At 56.7% G+C, this 21,710-nt stretch carries 18 protein-coding genes; 9 read left to right on the top strand and 9 right to left on the bottom strand.

Features of this window, described 5'->3' with window-relative positions; genetic code table 11:
* Positions 1 to 25: 25 nt before the first annotated feature.
* Positions 26 to 2,431 (bottom strand): DNA translocase FtsK, encoded by a 2,406-nt coding sequence (locus tag ACSSVH_RS10350; protein WP_170043097.1) that lies wholly within the window; start codon positions 2,429 to 2,431, stop codon positions 26 to 28.
* Between the two features lie 521 nt (positions 2,432 to 2,952).
* Here ACSSVH_RS10350 and aat point away from each other — a divergent pair.
* The 3 genes from aat (at position 2,953) to infA (ending at position 4,715) form a co-directional block, all read left to right on the top strand.
* Entirely contained in the window at positions 2,953 to 3,633 is a 681-nt protein-coding gene (gene aat, locus ACSSVH_RS10345) for a leucyl/phenylalanyl-tRNA--protein transferase (protein ID WP_169954341.1), read from the top strand.
* A gap of 55 nt (positions 3,634 to 3,688) precedes the next feature.
* Positions 3,689 to 4,396 (top strand): arginyltransferase, encoded by a 708-nt coding sequence (locus ACSSVH_RS10340; protein ID WP_169954342.1) that lies wholly within the window; start codon positions 3,689 to 3,691, stop codon positions 4,394 to 4,396.
* Between the two features lie 100 nt (positions 4,397 to 4,496).
* Positions 4,497 to 4,715, top strand: coding sequence for a translation initiation factor IF-1 (gene infA / locus ACSSVH_RS10335; protein WP_002553999.1), 219 nt, complete (start codon positions 4,497 to 4,499; stop codon positions 4,713 to 4,715).
* Positions 4,716 to 4,893: 178 nt separating this feature from the next.
* On the opposite strand, the gene clpA is transcribed toward infA, so the two are convergent.
* Positions 4,894 to 7,164, bottom strand: coding sequence for an ATP-dependent Clp protease ATP-binding subunit ClpA (clpA, locus tag ACSSVH_RS10330; RefSeq protein ID WP_070995983.1), 2,271 nt, complete (start codon positions 7,162 to 7,164; stop codon positions 4,894 to 4,896).
* Between the two features lie 29 nt (positions 7,165 to 7,193).
* Positions 7,194 to 7,562 carry an ATP-dependent Clp protease adapter ClpS gene (gene clpS / locus ACSSVH_RS10325; RefSeq protein WP_029293391.1) on the bottom strand — a complete coding sequence of 123 codons (369 nt, stop codon included), beginning with the start codon at positions 7,560 to 7,562 and terminating at the stop codon, positions 7,194 to 7,196.
* A gap of 224 nt (positions 7,563 to 7,786) precedes the next feature.
* Here clpS and cspD point away from each other — a divergent pair, with 224 nt between their 5' ends.
* On the top strand, positions 7,787 to 8,086 hold the full coding sequence (gene cspD / locus ACSSVH_RS10320) for a cold shock domain-containing protein CspD (protein WP_169954343.1): 300 nt from the start codon (positions 7,787 to 7,789) through the stop codon (positions 8,084 to 8,086).
* A 68-nt stretch (positions 8,087 to 8,154) separates the two neighbouring features.
* On the opposite strand, the gene icd is transcribed toward cspD, so the two are convergent.
* The gene (gene icd / locus ACSSVH_RS10315; protein ID WP_169954344.1) at positions 8,155 to 9,411 is read right to left on the bottom strand and encodes an NADP-dependent isocitrate dehydrogenase; all 1,257 of its coding nucleotides are present in this window, start codon (positions 9,409 to 9,411) and stop codon (positions 8,155 to 8,157) included.
* A gap of 495 nt (positions 9,412 to 9,906) precedes the next feature.
* Between icd and ACSSVH_RS10310 the strand changes: the two genes are divergently transcribed.
* Positions 9,907 to 12,132, top strand: a complete 2,226-nt coding sequence (locus tag ACSSVH_RS10310) for an NADP-dependent isocitrate dehydrogenase (RefSeq protein WP_492634451.1) — start codon at positions 9,907 to 9,909, stop codon at positions 12,130 to 12,132.
* A 69-nt stretch (positions 12,133 to 12,201) separates the two neighbouring features.
* On the opposite strand, the gene ACSSVH_RS10305 is transcribed toward ACSSVH_RS10310, so the two are convergent.
* From ACSSVH_RS10305 to ACSSVH_RS10285, 5 genes are all read right to left on the bottom strand, one after another.
* On the bottom strand, positions 12,202 to 13,080 hold the full coding sequence (locus tag ACSSVH_RS10305; protein ID WP_492634450.1) for a LysR family transcriptional regulator: 879 nt from the start codon (positions 13,078 to 13,080) through the stop codon (positions 12,202 to 12,204).
* Between the two features lie 139 nt (positions 13,081 to 13,219).
* Positions 13,220 to 14,827 (bottom strand): FAD/NAD(P)-binding protein, encoded by a 1,608-nt coding sequence (locus ACSSVH_RS10300; RefSeq protein WP_492634449.1) that lies wholly within the window; start codon positions 14,825 to 14,827, stop codon positions 13,220 to 13,222.
* A gap of 18 nt (positions 14,828 to 14,845) precedes the next feature.
* Positions 14,846 to 16,369: an acyl CoA:acetate/3-ketoacid CoA transferase gene (locus ACSSVH_RS10295; protein WP_492634448.1), complete on the bottom strand. Its 1,524-nt coding sequence runs from the start codon at positions 16,367 to 16,369 to the stop codon at positions 14,846 to 14,848.
* Complete coding sequence (locus ACSSVH_RS10290; protein ID WP_492634447.1) at positions 16,366 to 16,791, bottom strand: cupin domain-containing protein; 426 nt, start codon at positions 16,789 to 16,791, stop codon at positions 16,366 to 16,368. The genes ACSSVH_RS10295 and ACSSVH_RS10290 overlap by 4 nt, the downstream gene beginning before the upstream one ends.
* A 38-nt stretch (positions 16,792 to 16,829) precedes the next feature.
* Entirely contained in the window at positions 16,830 to 17,726 is an 897-nt protein-coding gene (locus ACSSVH_RS10285; protein ID WP_492634446.1) for a DMT family transporter, read from the bottom strand.
* Between the two features lie 212 nt (positions 17,727 to 17,938).
* Here ACSSVH_RS10285 and ACSSVH_RS10280 point away from each other — a divergent pair, with 212 nt between their 5' ends.
* The 4 genes from ACSSVH_RS10280 (at position 17,939) to purB (ending at position 21,685) form a co-directional block, all read left to right on the top strand.
* The gene (locus tag ACSSVH_RS10280; RefSeq protein ID WP_169954346.1) at positions 17,939 to 18,385 is read left to right on the top strand and encodes an NUDIX hydrolase; all 447 of its coding nucleotides are present in this window, start codon (positions 17,939 to 17,941) and stop codon (positions 18,383 to 18,385) included.
* A gap of 59 nt (positions 18,386 to 18,444) precedes the next feature.
* Positions 18,445 to 19,569 (top strand): tRNA 2-thiouridine(34) synthase MnmA, encoded by a 1,125-nt coding sequence (gene mnmA, locus ACSSVH_RS10275; RefSeq protein ID WP_432755486.1) that lies wholly within the window; start codon positions 18,445 to 18,447, stop codon positions 19,567 to 19,569.
* Positions 19,566 to 20,189, top strand: a complete 624-nt coding sequence (hflD, locus tag ACSSVH_RS10270; protein ID WP_005789104.1) for a high frequency lysogenization protein HflD — start codon at positions 19,566 to 19,568, stop codon at positions 20,187 to 20,189. The genes mnmA and hflD overlap by 4 nt, the downstream gene beginning before the upstream one ends.
* A 125-nt stretch (positions 20,190 to 20,314) precedes the next feature.
* Positions 20,315 to 21,685, top strand: a complete 1,371-nt coding sequence (gene purB / locus ACSSVH_RS10265) for an adenylosuccinate lyase (RefSeq protein WP_029293372.1) — start codon at positions 20,315 to 20,317, stop codon at positions 21,683 to 21,685.
* The last annotated feature ends 25 nt before the right edge of the window (positions 21,686 to 21,710 follow it).

Below are 21,710 nucleotides of genomic sequence, written 5' to 3'. Positions count from 1 at the left end.
CCGCATGCTGCCACGCGGCACGAGGTCAGTCGCGCATCGGCCCTGGCGCGATCACTTCGCGCGAGCCGTTGGTGTTCATGGCCGTGACGACGCCGGCCATTTCCATGGATTCGATCATACGCGCGGCGCGGTTGTAGCCGATCTTCAGTTTACGTTGCACCGCCGAGATCGAGGCGCGACGGCTTTCCAGCACGAACGCCACCGCTTCGTCGTACAGCGCGTCGGTCTCGGCATCATCGTCGCCGCCGCTGCCACCGTCGAAGCCGCTGCCGGCCTCCTCGACACCGGCCAGGATATCGTCGTTGTATTCCGGCGCGCCGCGCAGTTTCCAAGCCTCGACCACACGGTGCACTTCGTCATCGGAAACGAAGGCGCCGTGAACACGGATCGGCAGGCTGGTGCCGGGCGGCATGTAGAGCATGTCACCATGGCCCAGCAGTTGCTCGGCGCCGCCCTGATCGATGATGGTCCGTGAGTCGATCTTGCTCGATACCTGGAACGCCATACGGGTCGGGATGTTGGCCTTGATTAGGCCGGTAATCACATCCACCGACGGCCGCTGGGTCGCGAGGATCAAGTGGATCCCGGCCGCACGGGCCTTCTGCGCGATACGCGCGATCAATTCTTCGACCTTCTTGCCGACGATCATCATCATGTCGGCAAATTCGTCGACCACCACGACAATGGTCGGCAGCTTGGTCAGTAGCGGCGCTTCATCGTGAATGCTTTCGCGCTTGTACAGCGGGTCGGTCAGCGGTGTGCCGGCGTCCTGGGCTTCCTTGACCTTGGCGTTGAAGCCAGACAGGTTACGCACGCCCATCTTCGCCATCAGCTTGTAGCGCCGCTCCATCTCGGCCACGCTCCAGCGCAGGGCGTTGGCGGCGTCCTTCATGTCGGTCACCACCGGGCACAGCAGGTGCGGGATGCCTTCGTAGATCGACAGTTCAAGCATCTTCGGGTCGATCATGATCAGCTTGGCGTCTTCCGGGCCGGACTTGAACAGGATCGACAGGATCATTGCGTTCACACCCACCGATTTACCGGAACCGGTGGTACCGGCAACCAGCAGGTGAGGCATTTTCGCCAGGTCCGTGATCACCGGCTTACCGCCAATGTCATGCCCGAGAGCCAGGGTGACCGGCGATTTGAAGTTGTCGTATTCCGGGGTCGACAGCACTTCGGAGAAGCGCACGATCTGCCGGTCTTCGTTGGGAATCTCGATACCCACGGTGGTTTTGCCGGGAATTACTTCCACCACGCGCACGCTGGTCACGGCCAGGGAGCGCGCCAGGTCTTTGGCCAGGTTTGCAATACGGCTGACCTTGACCCCAGCGGCCGGCTGGATTTCGTAACGGGTGATCACAGGGCCCGGGTGAATCGAGTCCACCGACACCTCGACGCCAAACTCCTTGAGTTTGATTTCCAGCAGATGGCCGACCGCCGCCAGGGATTCCGGGGAATAGTTGAGCTGTTTCTTTTCTGCCGGATCGAGGATCGAGATCGGCGGCAAGGTGCCTTCGACGGCGCTGTCGATAAATAGCGGCGCCTGCTTTTCCTTTTGCACGCGATGGCTTGGCTCGGGCGCCTTGACCGGAACCGGGGCGATAACCGGCGGCACTTGCTTCTCGCGGTCGGACATGTGCTTGGTCAGGGCCTGCTCGCGTTCGATCAGGCGCTCCTTGACCTTGGCCTGCTCACGGCGGTCCGGCGTGCTCGGGGCCACTACTTCGTTGACCCGGGTATCGACTTCACGCAATTGCGCAACCATGCGCTTGCGGTCCACACGGGCGGCCCACCAGCGGTTGGCGGCACCCTGGAACAGCTCGAACAGGTCGAGGGTGATCTTGCCGGTCACATCCATGACCTTGAACCACGACAAGTCGGTAAATACCGTCAGGCCGAACAGGAACAGGGCGATAAACATCAACGTGCTACCCTGGATATTCAAGGTCTTGCGCGCCAGGTCACCCAGGCTTTCGCCCAGGGCACCACCCGCACCCGCCGGCAGGCCAGTCGGCGCATGGAAATGAATATGTGCCAGCGCCGCGCCCGACAACACCAGGAACACCAGGCCGATCAGGCGCCAGGAGAACAGCCAGCCGCTCCACTGCCACGGTTCATGGCGCTGGCGGAAGATCTGCCAGGTCTTGATCGCCAGCAGCAGCGGGAAGATATAAGCGAAATAGCCGAGGATCATGAACAGGATATCGGCGCTGTATGAGCCCACGGGCCCGCCGAAGTTCTGCACATCGTCGATCTTGCTGTTATGGCTCCAGCCTGGATCATCCTTGCCATAGGTCAGCAAGGCCATCATCAGGAACAGGCATAAAGCACCGATGGCAATCAGCGCGCCTTCCTTGAGCCGATAGTGCAGGTGCTGGCGCCAGGCCGGTACCACTGCTGTTTTGGGTGCTGCGGCGGATTTCTTCAAAACGGGTCTTTTCCTGCGCCTTAAGCGCGTCCAACAGTTGAATGACTATAAAAATACTGCCCAATCCGGGCAGATGAAAAGTGAACGAGCGTCGTCAAACGTCCTTTAACACTCCGTGACTCATTCATGAACGGGCGTTAATGCCGGCCCACAAGGACATAGTGCCGCCATTGTACGGGTTTGTGTGCCCGTTGCCACGCCGCCGGCCTCGCTCATGGAGCATAGACAAGCGCATTGCTCATACGCTTCAATTTGAGCATGCATTGTCTTTACTGACAAAGGCTTATGAGCTGTTTTTATCAGACTGGACAAGCTTTACCCAGCATTCCCGCCCAACGGATGGCGACATGACGCGATTACGACCGCACCACCGCTATAGAGTTGCAGAAACACGCGCTCATGCATCAAGGCATTGATTACATGATCGGGCTGGCCGAGTGGCGCCGGGTCGACAATAATCACTGCTTACACGACGGTCCCTGGCCTGTCACCGCCCTCCCCTTCCGTAAGCCTGACTACCCATGCTCACCTGGCTGCAACGCAACACCCTGACGTTTCCACCGCTGGCCAAAGCCATGCGTGAACCCAACGGCCTGCTGGCTGCCGGTGGCGACCTGTCTGCCGACCGCCTGGTCCAGGCCTATCGCCATGGCTGCTTCCCCTGGTTCTCCGAAGGCCAGCCCATCCTGTGGTGGTCGCCAGACCCGCGCACGGTACTGTTCCCCACAGAGCTGCACGTGTCCCGCAGCCTCGCCAAGCTGCTGCGCCAGCAACGCTACGAGGTGACCTTTGACCAGGACTTCGCCGCCGTCATCCAGGCCTGTGCTGCGCCTCGCAGCTATGCAGACGGCACCTGGATCACCGAGGCCATGCAGAATGCCTACCTGCAACTTCACCAACGGGGCTATGCCCATTCCGTCGAGGTATGGGACCAGGGCGAACTGGTCGGCGGCCTGTATGGCCTGGCCATGGGCCAGCTGTTTTTTGGCGAATCGATGTTCAGTCGCGCAGACAACGCCTCGAAATACGGCTTTGCCACGCTCGTCAGGCAGTTGCAGGCCTGGGGCTTTGTGCTGATCGACTGCCAGATGCCCACCGATCACCTGCACAGCCTCGGTGCCCGCGCCATTCCCCGCAGCGACTTTGCCGGTTACCTGCGCGACCATCTTGATCAAGCCAGCAGTGGGCCATGGGTTTCTTAGGCGACTTGCGCGCACCTGGCTTACACTTATTTCAAAGCTTATCCGAGGGTTGATCATGACCGAGTTGGCGCGCTTGAAGTTTTATGCCACTCAACCCCACTCTTGCAGCTACCTGCCCGAAGAACAGGCCACCACGCTGTTCCTCGACCCCAGCCAGCCGATGGACGTGCATGTGTATGCCGATCTGTCAGAGATGGGGTTTCGGCGCAGCGGCGACCACCTGTACCGGCCGCACTGCCAGAACTGCAACGCTTGTGTGCCGGCGCGCATCCCCGTAGCGCAATTTTTGCCGGATCGTAATCAAAAACGCATCCTCAAGCGCAATGCCGACCTGATCGTGACCCCCGCCAAGCCCGGCTTCAGCGAAGAGTACTTCGATCTTTACCAGCGCTATATCGAACAACGCCACGCCGACGGCGATATGTTCCCACCCAGTCGTGACCAGTTTTCCACGTTCCTGGTGCGCGATCTGCCGTTCTCGCGCTTCTACGAGTTCCGCCTTGAGGGAAGGCTGCTGGCGGTCGCGGTCACCGACCTGCTGCCCAATGGATTGTCGGCGGTCTATACCTTTTATGAACCCGCCGAAGAGCGTCGCAGCCTAGGGCGTTTTGCCATTTTGTGGCAGATCGGTGAAGCATCCAGGCAAAATCTGGAAGCGGTGTACCTGGGATACTGGATCAAAAACTGCAAAAAGATGAACTACAAGACCCAATATCGGCCCATTGAGCTACTAATTAATCAAAGATGGGTCACGCTTAACTAGAACCCCTTGGCTTAAACACCCTTTTTCGGGCACAATGCACGCCGCTTTTGCCTGGCGCAGTTGCACCGGGCCATTCACTGGATACCGAGGGCTTTACTGCATGTCGAAAGAAGACAGCTTCGAAATGGAAGGCACTGTCGTCGACACCCTGCCCAACACCATGTTTCGTGTGGAGTTGGAAAATGGGCACGTCGTAACCGCGCATATCTCCGGCAAGATGCGCAAGAACTACATTCGTATTCTTACCGGTGACAAAGTGCGCGTCGAGCTGACGCCCTATGACTTGAGCAAAGGGCGCATCACTTACCGCGCCCGCTAAACAAGTCAATACAAGACGCCCGGTTATGCCGGGCGTTTTTGTGTGTGTGGGATTTAACCAGCACCGCAGAATGAGTGTGGGAGCAGGCAAGCCAGCTCCCACATTTGATCTTCATTGACTGGGATTTGGCGGGCAGCAAAAAGGCGCCTTTCGGCGCCTTTTCTACTGCTGTGAAGCATCAGGCCATTTCAGCAGTGGTCTCGAACTCGAAGGTCAGCTCGCCGTCCTTCAAATCGATATGCACCACGCCGCCATGGTCGGAGAGCTCGCCAAACAGGATCTCTTCGGCCAACGGCCGCTTGATCTTGTCCTGGATCAGACGCGCCATTGGACGAGCGCCCATTGCCGCGTCGTAACCACCCTCGGCGATCCAACTGCGTGCCGCTTCCGTCACCTCCAGCTGTACGCGCTTGTCTTCCAACTGCGCCTGAAGCTCGGTAAGGAACTTGTCCACCACGCTCTTGATAACCTCATGACTGAGGCGACCAAACTGGATAATGGTGTCCAGGCGGTTGCGGAACTCCGGCGTGAAGCTCTTCTTGATCACTTCCATGGCGTCGGAAGAGTGATCCTGATGAGTAAAGCCAATGGAAGCCCGCGCGGCCGTCTCGGCACCGGCGTTAGTGGTCATGATCACGATCACGTTGCGGAAATCCGCCTTGCGCCCGTTGTTGTCGGTCAGGGTCCCGTGGTCCATCACCTGCAACAGCAGGTTGAAGACTTCCGGGTGAGCCTTTTCGATTTCATCGAGCAGCAGTACGCAATGCGGCTGCTTGGTGATCGCCTCGGTCAACAGGCCGCCCTGGTCGAAGCCGACATAGCCCGGAGGCGCACCGATCAGGCGCGACACAGTGTGGCGCTCCATGTATTCGGACATATCGAACCGCACCAGCTCAATGCCCATGGCCTTGGCCAACTGCCGCGCGGCTTCGGTCTTGCCGACGCCGGTAGGGCCGGCGAACAGGAACGAACCCACCGGCTTGTCCGGCGACTTGAGGCCGGCCCGGGACAGCTTGATCGCCGTCGACAGCGAATCAATCGCTGCATCCTGGCCAAACACCGTCAGCTTGAGGTCGCGCTCCAGGTTACGCAGCAGCTCCTTGTCGGAACTGGTGACGTGCTTTGGCGGAATACGCGCGATTTTCGCCACGATATCTTCGACCTGGGCCACTTCGATGCGCTTCACGCGCTTCTCTACCGGCTGCAGGCGCTGGTAGGCACCCGCTTCGTCAATCACATCGATGGCTTTGTCCGGCATGTGCCGGTCATTGATGTAGCGCGAAGCCAGCTCGGCGGCTGCACGCAGCGCCTCATCACTGTATTCGATGCCGTGGTGTGCTTCGAAGCGTCCTTTCAGGCCGCGCAGGATGCCAATAGTGTCTTCAACCGAAGGCTCGGACACGTCGACTTTCTGGAAGCGCCGTGCCAGGGCACGGTCTTTTTCGAAGATCCCGCGAAATTCCTGGAACGTGGTCGAGCCGATGCAGCGGATATCACCCGAAGACAGCAGCGGCTTGAGCAGGTTGGACGCATCCATCACCCCACCGGAAGCCGCACCGGCGCCAATGATGGTGTGGATCTCATCAATGAACAGGATCGCCTGCGGACGCTTTTTCAGCTCGCCAAGCAAAGCCTTGAAACGCTTTTCAAAGTCGCCACGGTACTTGGTCCCGGCGAGCAGCGCCCCCAGGTCCAGGGAGTAGACGACACTGTTGGCCAGCAGGTCAGGCACCTGGTTATCAACAATGCGCTTGGCCAGGCCTTCGGCAATCGCGGTCTTGCCCACGCCCGCCTCGCCCACCAGCAAAGGGTTGTTCTTGCGACGACGCGCGAGGATCTGCGCAACACGCTCAACTTCCATCTCGCGCCCCACCAGCGGATCGATCCGCCCCTGGCGCGCCAGTTCGTTGAGATTGCTGGCGTAGGCATCCAGCGGGTTGCTTGAAGAAGAAGACTCACCGCCCTCGTCGTCCTGCATATCCTGCTCACCCTCGGAGTGATCGCCATGCCCTGGCACTTTCGAGATGCCATGGGCGATGTAGTTGACGACATCGATACGCGCCACGCTCTGCTGCTTGAGCAGGAATACCGCCTGGCTTTCCTGCTCACTGAAGATGGCAACCAATACATTGGCGCCCGTCACTTCCCGCTTGCCGGAGCTCTGCACGTGGAAGACAGCACGCTGCAACACCCGCTGGAAGCCCAGAGTTGGCTGGGTCTCGCGGTCCTCGTCATGCACGGGGATCAGTGGCGTGGTGGAGTCGATAAACTCCTGCAAATCATGCTTGAGCTTGTCGAGGTTGGCGCCGCACGCACGCAGGACCGTGGCGGCAGCTTCGTTATCCAAAAGTGCCAGCAGCAGGTGTTCGACGGTCATGAATTCATGACGCTTCGAACGGGCCTCCTTGAAGGCAAGATTGAGGGTGACTTCGAGCTCGCGGTTTAACATAGCTTCACCTCATACCCAAGTGGTCGGAGTTAACCGTCCTTCTCGATTTCACAGAGTAGCGGATGCTGGCTTTCCCTGGCGTACTGGTTGACCTGCATGGCCTTGGTCTCGGCGATGTCGCGGGTAAACACTCCACATACTGCCCGTCCTTCTGTGTGAACGGCCAGCATTACCTTGGTCGCCAACTCGCGGTTCAGATTAAAAAACACCTCGAGCACTTCGACGACGAAATCCATCGGCGTGTAGTCATCATTGAACAAAACCACCTTGTACATCGGCGGCGCCTGTAAAGCAGGCTTGGCCTCCTGAACAGCGATGCCTGCAGAACCGTCATCGTCTTCTAGATGATCCGGGCGATCCTGATTGAATGTTAGTCGAATCTGGCTGAATGCATGCATGGAAAGAAAGGTTCGTCTGTTGTGCATTTACAGTGATGGGGGCGACCTGTCAGAAATTCAACTCCGACCGACTGGTCACCTTGACTATCGGCAAAACGGTGTTACAACCAATAGAACCCACAGTGGGTAAAAAAGGTCCGCGCAGTCAACCTTATTTATTCGGGTTAGGACGGATAAACTGGATGATACTCCAGTGATGGAGTCTGGTGCAGAGGGATATGGGTATGTCTGGCGTCAAGATCAGTGGCAAGGTCAAATGGTTCAACAATGCCAAGGGGTACGGCTTCATTAATGAAGACGGCAAGGAAGAAGACCTTTTTGCGCATTATTCGGCAATTGCCATGGAGGGCTATAAAACGCTGAAAGCAGGTCAATTGGTGTCCTTTGAAATCATCCAGGGGCCCAAGGGCCTGCATGCTGTAGCTATCAGTGCAGCAGGCGCGACCGCACCCGGGAAACAGCACGAAGACAAGCACAACAATAAAGGTAAACCTGCTCATTCCAAAGAGCAGCAAACGGCCTGATCAGCCACTGCGCATAAAAAAACGGCCACCCTGAGTTATCAGGATGGCCGTTTTTTATAGCCTTCGACTTACATATGTGAAATCAGCGCATCACCGAAACCCGACGACGACACCAACTTGGCGCCGTCCATCAGACGCTCGAAGTCATAGGTCACGGTCTTGGCCGAAATCGCCCCGTTGGTGCCCTTGATGATCAGGTCGGCCGCCTCGGTCCAGCCCATGTGGCGCAGCATCATTTCCGCCGACAGAATCAGCGAACCAGGGTTGACCTGGTCCTTGCCGGCGTATTTTGGCGCAGTACCGTGGGTGGCTTCGAACATTGCCACGGTGTCGGACAGGTTGGCGCCCGGCGCAATACCGATGCCACCCACTTCTGCCGCCAGGGCGTCGGAGAGATAGTCACCGTTGAGGTTGAGGGTGGCGATCACGTCGTATTCGGCCGGGCGCAGCAGGATCTGCTGGAGCATGGCATCGGCAATCGCATCCTTGACCACTACATTGCGGCCAGTGCGCGGGTTCTTGAACTGCATCCACGGCCCGCCATCAAGCAGGGTTGCGCCGAACTCTTCGGCCGCCACTTCGTAGGCCCATTCCTTGAAGGCACCTTCGGTGAACTTCATGATGTTGCCTTTGTGCACAATGGTCAGCGACTCACGGTCGTTATCCACTACATATTGCAGGGCTTTGCGCGCCAGGCGCTTGGTGCCCTCTTTGGAAACCGGCTTGATGCCAATCCCGCAATCCTGGTCGAAACGAATCTTGGTAACACCCATCTCTTCCTTGAGGAACTTGATGACCTTGATGGCCTCAGGCGAACCGGCCTTCCACTCGATGCCGGCGTAAATATCCTCGGAGTTCTCACGGAAGATGGTCATGTCCACATCGCCAGGCTTCTTGACCGGGCTTGGCACACCTTCGAACCAACGCACCGGACGCAGGCATACATACAGGTCCAGTTGCTGGCGCAGGGCCACGTTCAGCGAGCGGATACCACCACCGACCGGCGTGGTCAGCGGGCCCTTGATGGAAACTACGTAGTCCTTGACCGCGTCCAGGGTTTCCTGGGGCAGCCAGGTGTCCTGGTCGTAAACTTGAGTCGCCTTCTCGCCGGCATACACCTCCATCCAGGAGATTTTGCGCTTGCCGCCGTAAGCCTTGTTAACAGCTGCATCGACCACCTTAATCATCACCGGGCTGATGTCGACGCCAATACCGTCACCTTCGATGAAGGGAATGATCGGGTTGTCAGGAACATTGAGAGAATGGTCTGCGTTGACGGTGATTTTGTCGCCGACTGCCGGAACCTGAATCTTCTTGTATCCCATGCTGAACTCCGTTTGTGGATTGAACATCTGGCTGTGCCCGAGCCTACTCCAGTTGTATGTGGACTGGAACCTTGCACCCGGCACATTTGCTGCGAAAACCGTAGATTTAGTCGCCTACAACCTTGAAACAAAAGGGAAAAACGCCAAACTTGAGCACTGTGTGCGACTTTAGGCGCAATCCGGTCCCTGCGACCTTTAGACCAATGGACGACCCACCTTTTGTATGAAGGCTCGGCGTAAGCATAGCGACCTATGTATAATGCCGCCGCTGACCAAAGAGTCACGACGGCCGACCGCTCTATATCGAGCACCTGCGCCTGAAAAAGCCGGGCTGCCACCGTAGCCCACCCGCTTGACGCTCGACTGATGCAACCCAACATCACCGCGAAGAAACATCGACATTCGGCTCATGGATGACTTTGAACGAACGCGCTTTACCCGGCGCATCTCGAGTTTCCGCGCACGCTTTTAGCAAAGAAGAGAGTTAATCCGAATATGCCCACCCGCTCGAAGATCATCTATACCTTCACCGACGAAGCCCCAGCCCTCGCCACCTATTCACTGCTGCCTATCGTAGAGGCCTTCACCGCTTCCGCTGATATTGAAGTGGAAACCCGCGACATCTCCCTCGCAGGGCGCATCCTCGCAAGCTTCCCCGAGCAACTGGGCACCAAGGCCGTTGCGGACCACCTCGCCGAACTGGGCGCCCTGGCCGTTACCCCTGAAGCCAATATCATCAAGCTGCCTAACATCAGCGCCTCGACCCCGCAGCTGCAAGCCGCGATCAAGGAACTGCAGGCCCAGGGCTACGCCCTGCCAGACTACCCGGAAACCGTAACCACCGACGCGGAAAAAGAAACCCGTGCACGTTACGACAAGGTCAAGGGCAGCGCCGTGAACCCGGTCCTGCGCGAAGGCAACTCTGACCGCCGCGCGCCACTGTCGGTCAAGAACTACGCACGCAAGCACCCGCACAAAATGGGCGCTTGGGCTGCTGACTCCAAGTCCCATGTGGCTCACATGAGCAACGGCGACTTCTACGGCAGCGAAAAAGCCGTACAGATCGAAGCCGCCGATGCTGTCAAAATCGAGCTGGTCGGCAAGGATGGCAGCACCACCGTCCTGAAAGAAAAAACCTCCGCACTGGCCGGCGAGATCCTCGACAGCGCCGTGCTGAGCAAGAACGCCCTGCGCGCGTTCATTGCCGCCGAAATCGAAGACGCCAAGAAACAAGGCGTGCTGCTGTCGGTCCACCTCAAAGCCACCATGATGAAGGTCTCCGACCCGATCATGTTCGGCCAGATCGTTGCCGAGTTCTATAAAGACGCCCTGGCCAAGCACGCCACTGTGCTGGAGCAGATCGGCTTCAACCTGAACAACGGCATCGGCGACCTGTACGCCCGCATCAAGGCCCTGCCGGCCGACCAGCAAGCGCAGATCGAAGCTGACATCCAGGCGGTCTACGCCGCTCGCCCTTCCCTGGCGATGGTCAACTCCGACAAAGGCATCACCAACCTGCACGTGCCGAGCGACGTAATCGTCGACGCCTCGATGCCGGCCATGATCCGTGACTCCGGCAAGATGTGGGGCACTGACGGTCAGTTGCACGACACCAAGGCCGTGATCCCGGATCGCTGCTACGCCACCATCTACCAGGCGGTCATCGAAGACTGCAAGGCCAATGGCGCCTTCGATCCAACCACCATGGGCAGCGTGCCAAACGTTGGCCTGATGGCGAAGAAAGCCGAAGAGTACGGCTCCCACGACAAGACTTTCCAGATCAAGGCCGACGGCGTAGTCCGCGTCACCGACAGCCAGGGCAAGCTGCTGATGGAACAGTCGGTTGAAGCCGGCGACATCTTCCGCATGTGCCAGACCAAAGACGCGCCGATCCAGGACTGGGTCAAACTGGCCGTCAACCGCGCCCGCGCCAGCAACACCCCGGCCATTTTCTGGCTGGACCCGCTGCGCGCCCACGACGGCGTAGTGGTCGAGAAAGTCCAGGCCTACCTGAAAGACCACAACACCGAAGGCCTGGACATCCGCATCATGTCGCCGGTCGACGCGATGAAGTTCACCCTGGAACGCACCCGCAAGGGCCTGGACACCATCTCGGTGACCGGCAACGTACTGCGCGACTACCTGACTGACCTGTTCCCGATCATGGAACTGGGCACCAGCGCCAAGATGCTGTCGATCGTGCCGCTGATGAACGGTGGCGGCCTGTTCGAAACCGGCGCTGGCGGTTCGGCGCCAAAACACGTGCAGCAACTGCTGGAAGAAAACTTCCTGCGTTGGGACTCCCTGGGCGAATTCCTGGCCCTGGCAGCCTCCCTTGAGCATTTGGGTGTGAACTACAACAACCCGAAAGCCCTGGTACTGTCCAAAACCCTGGACCAGGCTACCGGCCAGTTCCTCGACAACAACAAATCGCCATCGCGCAAAGTCGGCAACATCGACAACCGCGGCAGCCACTTCTACCTGGCGCTGTACTGGGCACAAGCCCTGGCCGCCCAGACTGAAGATACCGCGCTGCAGGCGCAGTTCGCTCAACTGGCAAAAACCCTGGCCGAGAACGAGGCAACCATCGTTGCCGAACTCAACGCCGTACAGGGCAAGCCAGTGGACATCGGCGGCTACTACGCGCCGAATGCTGAGCTGACCAGCAAGGCCATGCGTCCGAGCGCTACTCTCAATGCGGCCATCGCTGCACTGAAGTAATGCTGTAGGGCGACATCACAAACCCCGGCCATGTGCCGGGGTTTGTGTTTTCAGCGAAAGTGAGTTTAGTCACACCGAAGCATTGGCGTACTCTGAAATCCATACGGAGCGAATCAACTCAAGCACCTCGCTTCTGTAAACAGGATTCCAACCGGCTCGCTCTTTAGACATCACAGCAAATTGAGGTAGCACCGGCAAACTGGAAATGCCTTCGAGACTCTTTAAACCCGAAACCTGTGCGACAAAAGGCAGCAATGTAATACCGACTCCCGCCTGCACGGCAGACCGCAGCGACATCAAGTCTTCCGACTCATAAACGCAATGCCATTTGATACCGCACTCCTCTAAACTCCGAATCGCCAGACTGCGAAACCCACAGGGCGGCTTGAACAAAGCGAGCGGGACATCATGTGGCTTATCGATCACGTCAGCGCTATCGCCAGCAAACCACCTGACCGACAATGTGTGCCAAGGACGCTCATGCATTTTTTTCAGTTCATCTATCACAAGACATAGGTCGATCTTACCCTCACTTACCGCATCCAATAGCAAACCAGACCTAGCGACCTTCACCACCATCTGTATTGTTGGAAAGTAAGTGGCCATGCTGGAAATGATTTTTGGGAGCACCCTCTCACAAAAATGTTCTGGCATACCCACTATAATCGTTTCCCTCTTTTCAACCTTTTCAAATAGCCTGCCGACTTTATCGTTACAAACAACAATATCCTTGGCATAAGCGAAAAGCTTTTCCCCCTCCAATGTCAACAATACCTGCCGATTTTCCCTTGTAAATAATTCCACACCCAATAAATCTTCTAATCGTTTGATCTGTTGACTAATAGCAGGCTGAGTGAGGCTTAACGCTTCGGCCGCGCGCGTAAAACTTTTGGCCTCACCTACTTTGATAAAGCTTCGCAACGACTGAATATCAAGATTGACCCTCACGATACGCCACCTACCGAAATTATTAATCCGATTGTGGCAAATCAAGGCCTCACACACCACTAGCTATTCGGCTAGGCGCGAGACAAATCCAGGTGTAAAAATACAAACAAAATGTTTAATTAGAGACCTCTCGGTCATCCTACGCCAACAATCTAGCTTTAAGGCTATTGAGATAACTATCGGAGGTTAGTGCCAATCTTGCCAAAACGTACTCTGCACGCATCGTCGAATGGCGAGCATTTATTTCTAAAGCGCTGGTAAAAAAGAAAGCGCCGCTTGTCAATTCTCCCAAAACAGTAATTCTTTCATCCACATACCCCAAATGATTTATCAATCCGCCTGACTCTGTAGACACCTTCACTCCGCCGAATGGGTCTGGACACCCAATTCCCTGCTGAAGCATATTTTGTACTAAAGGGTTATCAAACTTACTCACATCACGGGGCGTACCTGTAGCCACCACAACGGAATCGTAATTTCGGCAACTTTTATCCGACTTGTTAACCACTTCCAGGATAAATCGCCCATTGTACTCTATCGTTTCAAGCTCACCTTTAACGATTGATAGCTGCCCAGATTCGAGTAATGACTTAATTTTTAATGCATTCTCAACCGGAATTGAGACACGGTAGACCATCCACCAACTCGAGTAACTCAGAAATATTTTCTTGTCCTCATCTGGCATTGCGGGCCAAATCAAATCAAGTACAGCATTTGTGGAATAGAGAACGGATTGCCAAAACCGCGCGTGATGGGCAGCAGCTATTTCCGCCTCAAGAAATTCCGCTGCTGGTCTTTGGGAACACATTGTAGGCCAATCCGCCATACCAATCGGCTTGCCCCCCAAGGCCAATTCCTGCGCCGTCCAACGAAGTACGTCTTCAAGTCGCACTACGCCAACTCGAGAAATACAAGATTTAACAGTTTCCGGCGTCAGTATCCTCGGTTTATAACGCCCCTGAGCCCCTCTGACACTAGGCAGGGCTCCCGTGCGTGAATGCAGCGTAATGGGCCCTTCATGACCATTAGCAGTAAGCCCGATCACCGCATCGATAGCACTCAATCTTGAACCGACAATTGCAACACTCGCTTGCTTTTTAATCAGCCGGCATGTGCGCTTGATAGGGTAAGGGCTGGAGAAGAAACCTTCAGCACCAGCAAGGTGCCGATGCTCCAGACTGCACGCATTTCCACAACTTAACACTACATGATCACTGGGGAACGATAGATTCCCCTTTGTCGAAACCACGACCCTCCCGTCATGCGAGAAACTCATATTGACGACCTCGTCATGGACTGGAATCAAATGGCAACCAAGCTCTACAGCTTTTTTGACTAGAAACTGAATCATGTACGCAAGATATAACCCAAACAAGGACCGAGGCAGAAAGGCCTGTGGGCACAGTTCAGTATCGGGAAAATCATCCTCCCAAACCTCACGATTAGCCAATAACCACCTGTAGAAATGTCCAGACTGATCAGGGAAAGGCGAAATGAATTCCGCTCGCGTATTTAAAATATTTGTGCTGCAATCTTCAGAATAGGCTAGTCCTCGGCCGCATTGAGATTGCTTGTCGACCAAAAATATCGACACATTCGAACGGCAGCCATATTTCTCCAGGCCATTTAAAATCGCGTAGATAAAAGAGACACTTGAGGCGCCACCACCGATTACCGTAATTACGCTACCAGACATAACAACCTCCCACAAAATTTGTTTTTCGGGATGCAATATCTTATTGGTCAAGAAATTTAATCCACCCACCTACAACAAAAACACGTCCTCCGACATAGACTTGCAGCTGCCAGACACTACAAATCCACCCTCTATGAACGGCATAATATCCTGTTCTATACTTATACCTGGGGCAACCTCTTCCAAATAGACCACACCACCCCTTAATGCAAAAACAGCACGCTCTGTAACAAATACAACTCTTTGCCCCAAGATTTGAGAATAGCCACCGTTAAACGTCAAGTGCGAGACCTGACGAACAAATTTATTTACACTGCCCTCCCTGACTATGCAGACCTTCCCTTCACTTACATTCACAACCAACCCTTCCGCTGTAAAAGTCCCACAAAAAACAATACATCGAGCCGACTGAGAAATATTTATGAATCCACCTGCACCTTTTAACTTACTACCAAACTGCGAGACATTGACATTGCCAAAGCTGTCCATTTCGGCAAAGCCCAAGCAGGCCACATCAATTCCACCACCTTCGTAAAAATCAAACAAAGCTGCCTGCTCAATGATACTGACTGGACGATAGCTGGCCCCAAATGACAATCCGGTTGCCGGCCGACCACCTATAACGCCGGACTCAACAGTAAAGCTCATCGACTCAGCACAGCCCAACTCTTCTGCCACTTGAGCAACGACTACCGGTATACCAATACCAAGATTGATAACCAGGGCATTTTCATGTCGAATTTCCTGCAAAGCTCTTTTAGCAATAATTCTCTCAGCACATGAAATCGAACGCTCACCGGGAGTGACCACTCCTGGACGTGTAAACGCTGAATTATATGCAACACCGTAAGTTTGAGGATGCTCACCAGGACGCGACACTGTCACATAATCCACCAATAGTCCGGGCACCTTCACATCCTGCGGCTCAATCTCATAAAAGCCTACTAAGCTTTCAACCTGCACAATCACTATTCCACCACAGTTCTTAACTGCCATTGCCTGCGCAAGTGCGTCACTATGAGAGACTTCCCGCTCCATCGAAATATTCCCTAAAGGGTCACAAGATGTCCCTCTTAGTAACGCACAATCAACCTTAAGTGCAGGGTAAAAAAGCGTCGACTCTCCATTAATGACGATCTTCTGAACGAGCGTGCGCGCTCCCCGCAGGTTTAAGCGTGCCCCCTCATGATCAGGATCAACGAAGGTATTGAGGCCAACATTTGAGATCACACCCGGCTTCTTCGCCGCGATCGCGCGGAATAACTGGCTGATAACCCCCTGCGGCCAGTTATGCGCCTCTATCTCTCCTAGGCGTGCCATAATTCCCAGCCGCGGTACAAGCCCCCAGAACCCTCCAATTGCTTTAGCCACCAGCCCACTCTGGGCCAGAACATCTACTCCCCTTTTTTCAAGATCCCCAGAAGCAGAAGCGAAGAGCAGACCAAGCTTACGAGGCCGCCCCTCCCGCTTGAAACGCTCACTGATTGCTCGAGTAAGTCCATCAGGATGTCCGCAGCTACCAAACCCTCCCGGAATGATTGTCCATTCATCTTCAATCAACTCTGCCGCTTGCTGTTCGTTGATGACTTTCATGCTGCAGCCTCTGAATCCTGACATGGGGCGGGCTGAACTGGCTGCTCCCAAACGACTAAAAACGTACAACCCGTAGCAGAAGAAAGTTGGTGAGTAGAGCCAGGCGGGTAAATTTGCAGCGCACCTACAGTATGTCGCCCTCTGTCATCGACAAGTTCACCTTCGACCACCAGAACTAACTCCCATCCTAGATGCCTATGCCTCGGCGTTAGAGCTCCACCGGCGTAACGAACCAATGCGGCTACTGGCCCTTGCGCATTATTCCGCGCATCATAAAGACAAAATATTGAAACACCTTTGCGCCCATCCACTTCATAAGGTTCAAAATTTAAACAATCAATATCATCAACGTGTAGCCCCCCTCCGCACCGGCAAATTTCATCGCTATATAATTTTTTATCAACCATTTCGTGCTTAAACATTATTATTCTCCTGATAAACAGCCTTCAATATTCGATACTTACTTTGCTCTCGGTTGATTCATCAAATAAACTCCCATCCCCGACACGATAAAACCCACAATCGCCACCACACTCGGCACTTCACCCAACACTAACGACGCCATGATCTGCGTAACAGCCGGAATAACATGAAACAAGTTCGTCGCCTTACTCGCCTCCCCTCGCCGAATCATCAGGTACAGCAGGGTCAGCGCGCCGACTGAGTTCATTACAGTGATCCACGCCACCGAAGCAGCGAAGGGCACCCATTCTGTGACGTGCATGGTTTCTGTGGTGTAGGCCAGCGCCAGCATTACCAACGACGCGGTGACCATCTGAATGAAGCAGCCCACCCACAGGTTGACCCCACCCAGAAAGCGCTTTTGATAGAGCGTGCCAAGCGTAATCCCGACCAGCGCTAGACATACTGCGCCGTAACCGCCCATTGACGCCCCGGAGCCAAAAAAACTGTTGGCCACAACGATGGCGACACCGCCCACGCCCAGGATCGAGCCCGGCAGATCACGCCAACTTAATTGTTCACCCAGGCAGAAATAGGCACCGATTACCACGAACACTGGCATCAACCCGACAATCAGCGCAGCTTGCCCAGCCGGGACGCCCTGACTTATCCCGGTGTATAGGCCGCCAAATTGCAGAGCCTGCAAGAGCAAGCCCACGGCTGCCGCGTGAAGGTAAGGTGTAAGCCGCCTGGGCCACTCAGCCTTGATGGCGAGCGCAACCCCCAGGAAAACCAAGGCCGCCAGAGCAAAACGGTAGAACGTCATGGTGAAAGGCTCGCCATAACGCACACCAAAAGCGCCACCGATATAACCAGAGCTCCACAGCAGGATGAAGGCAATGGGCAGCGGGGAGGTAAGACGCACCTCGTAGCTTTTGTGGGCAATCGGCTTCATGACACTCTCCAATAACGACTGTTCTGGAGAGGTAAACTGCGCCCCGGCTTGCCAGCGGTAAAATCATATAATGTGCGGCGCAGCATGCATTTTGCTTATGCACCACCTGCCCACTGCGCAAACCGAATCAGAATGCGGGAGCTGGCTTGCCGCTCCCCCATTGATAGCAACCCTGTCCAAAAACAGCGCCATCCCTTGAACCGAGGCACTCCATGACCTGGCAACCCCACATCACCGTCGCCACCATCGTCGAAGACAATGGCCGCTTCCTCATGGTCGAAGAGCTCAAGGGCGGCCGCGCCGTGCTCAACCAGCCTGCCGGCCATCTCGACCCGCACGAAACCCTGACCGAAGCCGCCGTGCGCGAAACCCTCGAAGAAACCGGCTGGGACGTCGAAGCCACCGGCATCGTCGGCATCTACCTGTACACCGCCCCCAGCAATGGCGTGACCTACCAACGGGTGTGCTTCATCGCCAAGGCCCTGCGACACCACCCGGACTATCAACTGGACGAAGGTATCGTGCGCGCCCGCTGGCTGAGCCGTGACGAGCTGATAGCCTTGCGCGACGACTGGCGCAGCGAGTTGATCATCCGCTGTATCGATGACTATTTGGCCGGTCAGCGCCATAGTCTCGAGCTGATCCGCCCTTCTCTTTAGCCTTGCGGGCTCGGGCCTGCTAGAATCGCGTCCTTTTTAAAGACACCCGTTGAAATCCTATGCGTGATCCAGCCCCTTCTGACACACAAAAGAAGCGCGTCATCGTCGGCATGTCCGGCGGCGTGGATTCTTCCGTTTCCGCCGTTCTGCTCATGGAGCAGGGTTATGAGGTGGAAGGCCTGTTCATGAAGAACTGGGAAGAAGACGATGGAACGGAATACTGCACCGCCATGGACGACCTGGCGGACGCCCAGGCCGTGTGCGACAAGATTGGCATCAAGCTGCACACCGCCAACTTCGCCGCCGAGTACTGGGACAATGTGTTCGAGCACTTCCTGGCCGAATACAAGGCCGGTCGTACGCCGAACCCGGACATCCTGTGCAACCGCGAAATCAAGTTCAAGGCATTCCTCGATTACGCCATGATCCTCGGCGCCGACCTGATTGCCACTGGCCACTACGTGCGCCGTCGCGATATCGATGGCCGCACCGAATTGCTCAAGGGCCTGGACCCGAACAAGGACCAGAGTTACTTCCTGCACGCCGTGGGCGGTGAACAGATCGCCAAGACCCTGTTCCCGGTGGGCGAACTGGAAAAGCCCGAAGTGCGCAAGATCGCCGAGAAACATGGCCTGGCCACCGCCAAGAAAAAGGATTCCACCGGGATCTGCTTTATCGGCGAGCGCCGCTTCAGCGACTTCCTCAAGCAATACCTGCCAGCCCAGCCGGGCGAGATCAAGACCACTGAAGGCGAAGTCATCGGCCGTCACCACGGCCTGATGTACCACACCATCGGCCAGCGCCAGGGCCTGGGTATCGGCGGCTTGAAGGACGCCGGTGAAGAGCCGTGGTACGTGCTGGTCAAGGATCTGGAGCACAACGTGCTGATCGTCGGCCAGGGCAACGAGCATCCCCTGCTGTTCTCCGGCGCGCTGCTGGCTTCAGAGATTTATTGGGTCAACCCGATCGACCTGAGCAGCCCACGCCGCTTGACCGCCAAGGTGCGCTATCGCCAGAGCGACCAGCCCTGCACCCTGGAAAAAACCGCCAATGGCTACCGTGCCACGTTCGATGACCCGCAACGCGCGGTCACGCCCGGCCAGTCCGTGGTGTTCTACGACGGTGAGATCTGCCTGGGGGGCGGTGTGATTGAAGTCGCCGAACCCTGGAGCACCCTGGCATGAGCCCGACCCAGGAGCAATTGACAGCACTGGGCGGGGTGTTTCTCGCCGCCGTGCTGGTGGACAAGATCGCCAAGACCGGCCAGGTGACCGAGGCAGGCCTGACCTGCATGCTCGGCAGCCTGCTGGTGGTTGACCCGAAGGACACCCTGGATGTGTACGGTGGCGATGACCTGAGCCTGCGCGAAGGTTATCGCGCGCTGATCGGCGCCCTCGAGCGCGACCCCAGCACCCTGCAGCGCGAGCCGCTGCGCTATGCGTTGTCGATGCTCGGCCTTGAGCGGCAACTGGCCAAGCGCGACGACCTGCTGGAAACCATCGGCAAGCGCCTGCCGCAGATCCAGTCCCAGGTAGAGCACTTCGGCCCGGCCCACGAGAACGTGATCGCGGCCTGTGGCGCCTTGTACCAGGACACCTTGAGCACCTTGCGCCAGCGGATCCAGGTCCACGGCGACATGCGCAACCTGCAACAACCCAACAACGCCTCGAAAATCCGCGCCCTGCTCTTGGCCGGTATCCGTTCAGCGCGGTTGTGGCGGCAGTTGGGCGGTCATCGTTGGCAGTTGGTCATCAGCCGTCGCAAATTGCTCAAAGAGCTTTACCCGTTGATGCGCAACGAATAAGTCGCAGCCGCGGGCTATTTTCAAGCCGTTACGCGTAATACGCCGGTCAGTTGGCAACGGACCGGCGGATTTTTTCATGTATGATACGCGCCCCATTTCGTTGCCCGACTGTCCGAGAACACCCCATGCAGCTCTCTTCGCTCACTGCGGTTTCCCCTGTTGACGGCCGCTACGCCGGCAAGACCCAGGCCCTGCGCCCTATTTTCAGCGAATACGGCCTGATCCGTGCTCGCGTACTGGTTGAAGTGCGCTGGCTCCAGCGCCTGGCCGCTCACCCTGCCATCAGCGAAGTGCCGGCGTTCTCCGCCGAGGCTAACGCTGTACTGAACACCCTGGCGGAAAACTTCTCCCTGGAGCACGCCGAGCGTGTGAAAGAGATCGAGCGCACCACCAACCACGACGTCAAAGCCATCGAGTACCTGCTCAAAGAGCAAGCGGCCAAGCTGCCGGAACTGGCCCAGGTCAGCGAGTTCATCCACTTTGCCTGCACCAGCGAGGACATCAACAACCTGTCCCACGCCCTGATGCTGCGCGAAGGCCGTGATGACGTGATGCTGCCACTGATGCGCCAGACCGCCAACGCCATCCGCGAACTGGCCATCCGCTTCGCCGATGTGCCGATGCTGTCGCGCACCCACGGCCAGCCGGCCTCGCCGACCACCCTGGGCAAAGAACTGGCCAACGTGGTGTACCGCCTGGAGCGCCAGATCGCGCAAGTGGCTGCCGTGCCACTGCTGGGCAAGATCAACGGCGCCGTGGGCAACTACAACGCGCACCTGTCGGCCTACCCTGAGATCGACTGGGAAGCCAACGCCCGCGCCTTCATCGAAGACGAGCTGGGCCTGGGCTTCAACCCGTACACCACGCAGATCGAACCCCACGACTACATCGCCGAGCTGTTCGACGCCATTGCGCGCTTCAACACCATCCTGATCGACTTCGATCGCGATATCTGGGGCTACATCTCCCTGGGCTACTTCAAGCAGCGCACCATCGCTGGCGAAATCGGCTCCTCGACCATGCCGCACAAGGTCAACCCGATCGACTTCGAAAACTCCGAAGGCAACCTGGGCATCGCCAACGCCTTGTTCCAGCACCTGGCCAGCAAGTTGCCGATCTCCCGCTGGCAGCGCGACCTGACCGACTCCACCGTACTGCGCAACCTCGGCGTGGGCTTTGCCCATAGCGTGATCGCCTACGAAGCCAGCCTCAAAGGCATCAGCAAACTGGAACTCAACGCGCAGAAAATCGCCGCTGACCTGGACGCTTGCTGGGAAGTCCTGGCCGAGCCGATCCAGACCGTAATGCGCCGCTACAACATCGAAAACCCCTACGAAAAGCTGAAAGAGTTGACACGCGGCAAAGGCATCAGCCCCGAGGCGCTGCAAACTTTCATCGACGGCCTGGACATGCCAGCCGCGGCCAAGGCCGAGCTGAAACTGCTGACCCCGGCCAACTACATCGGCAACGCTGTAGACCAAGCCAAACGCATCTGATTGCGGCTTGATCCCTTGAGACGCC

The sequence above is a fragment of the Pseudomonas sp. HC1(2025) genome (assembly GCF_058742075.1).
This window is presented reverse-complemented; position numbering and strand designations above follow the sequence as displayed.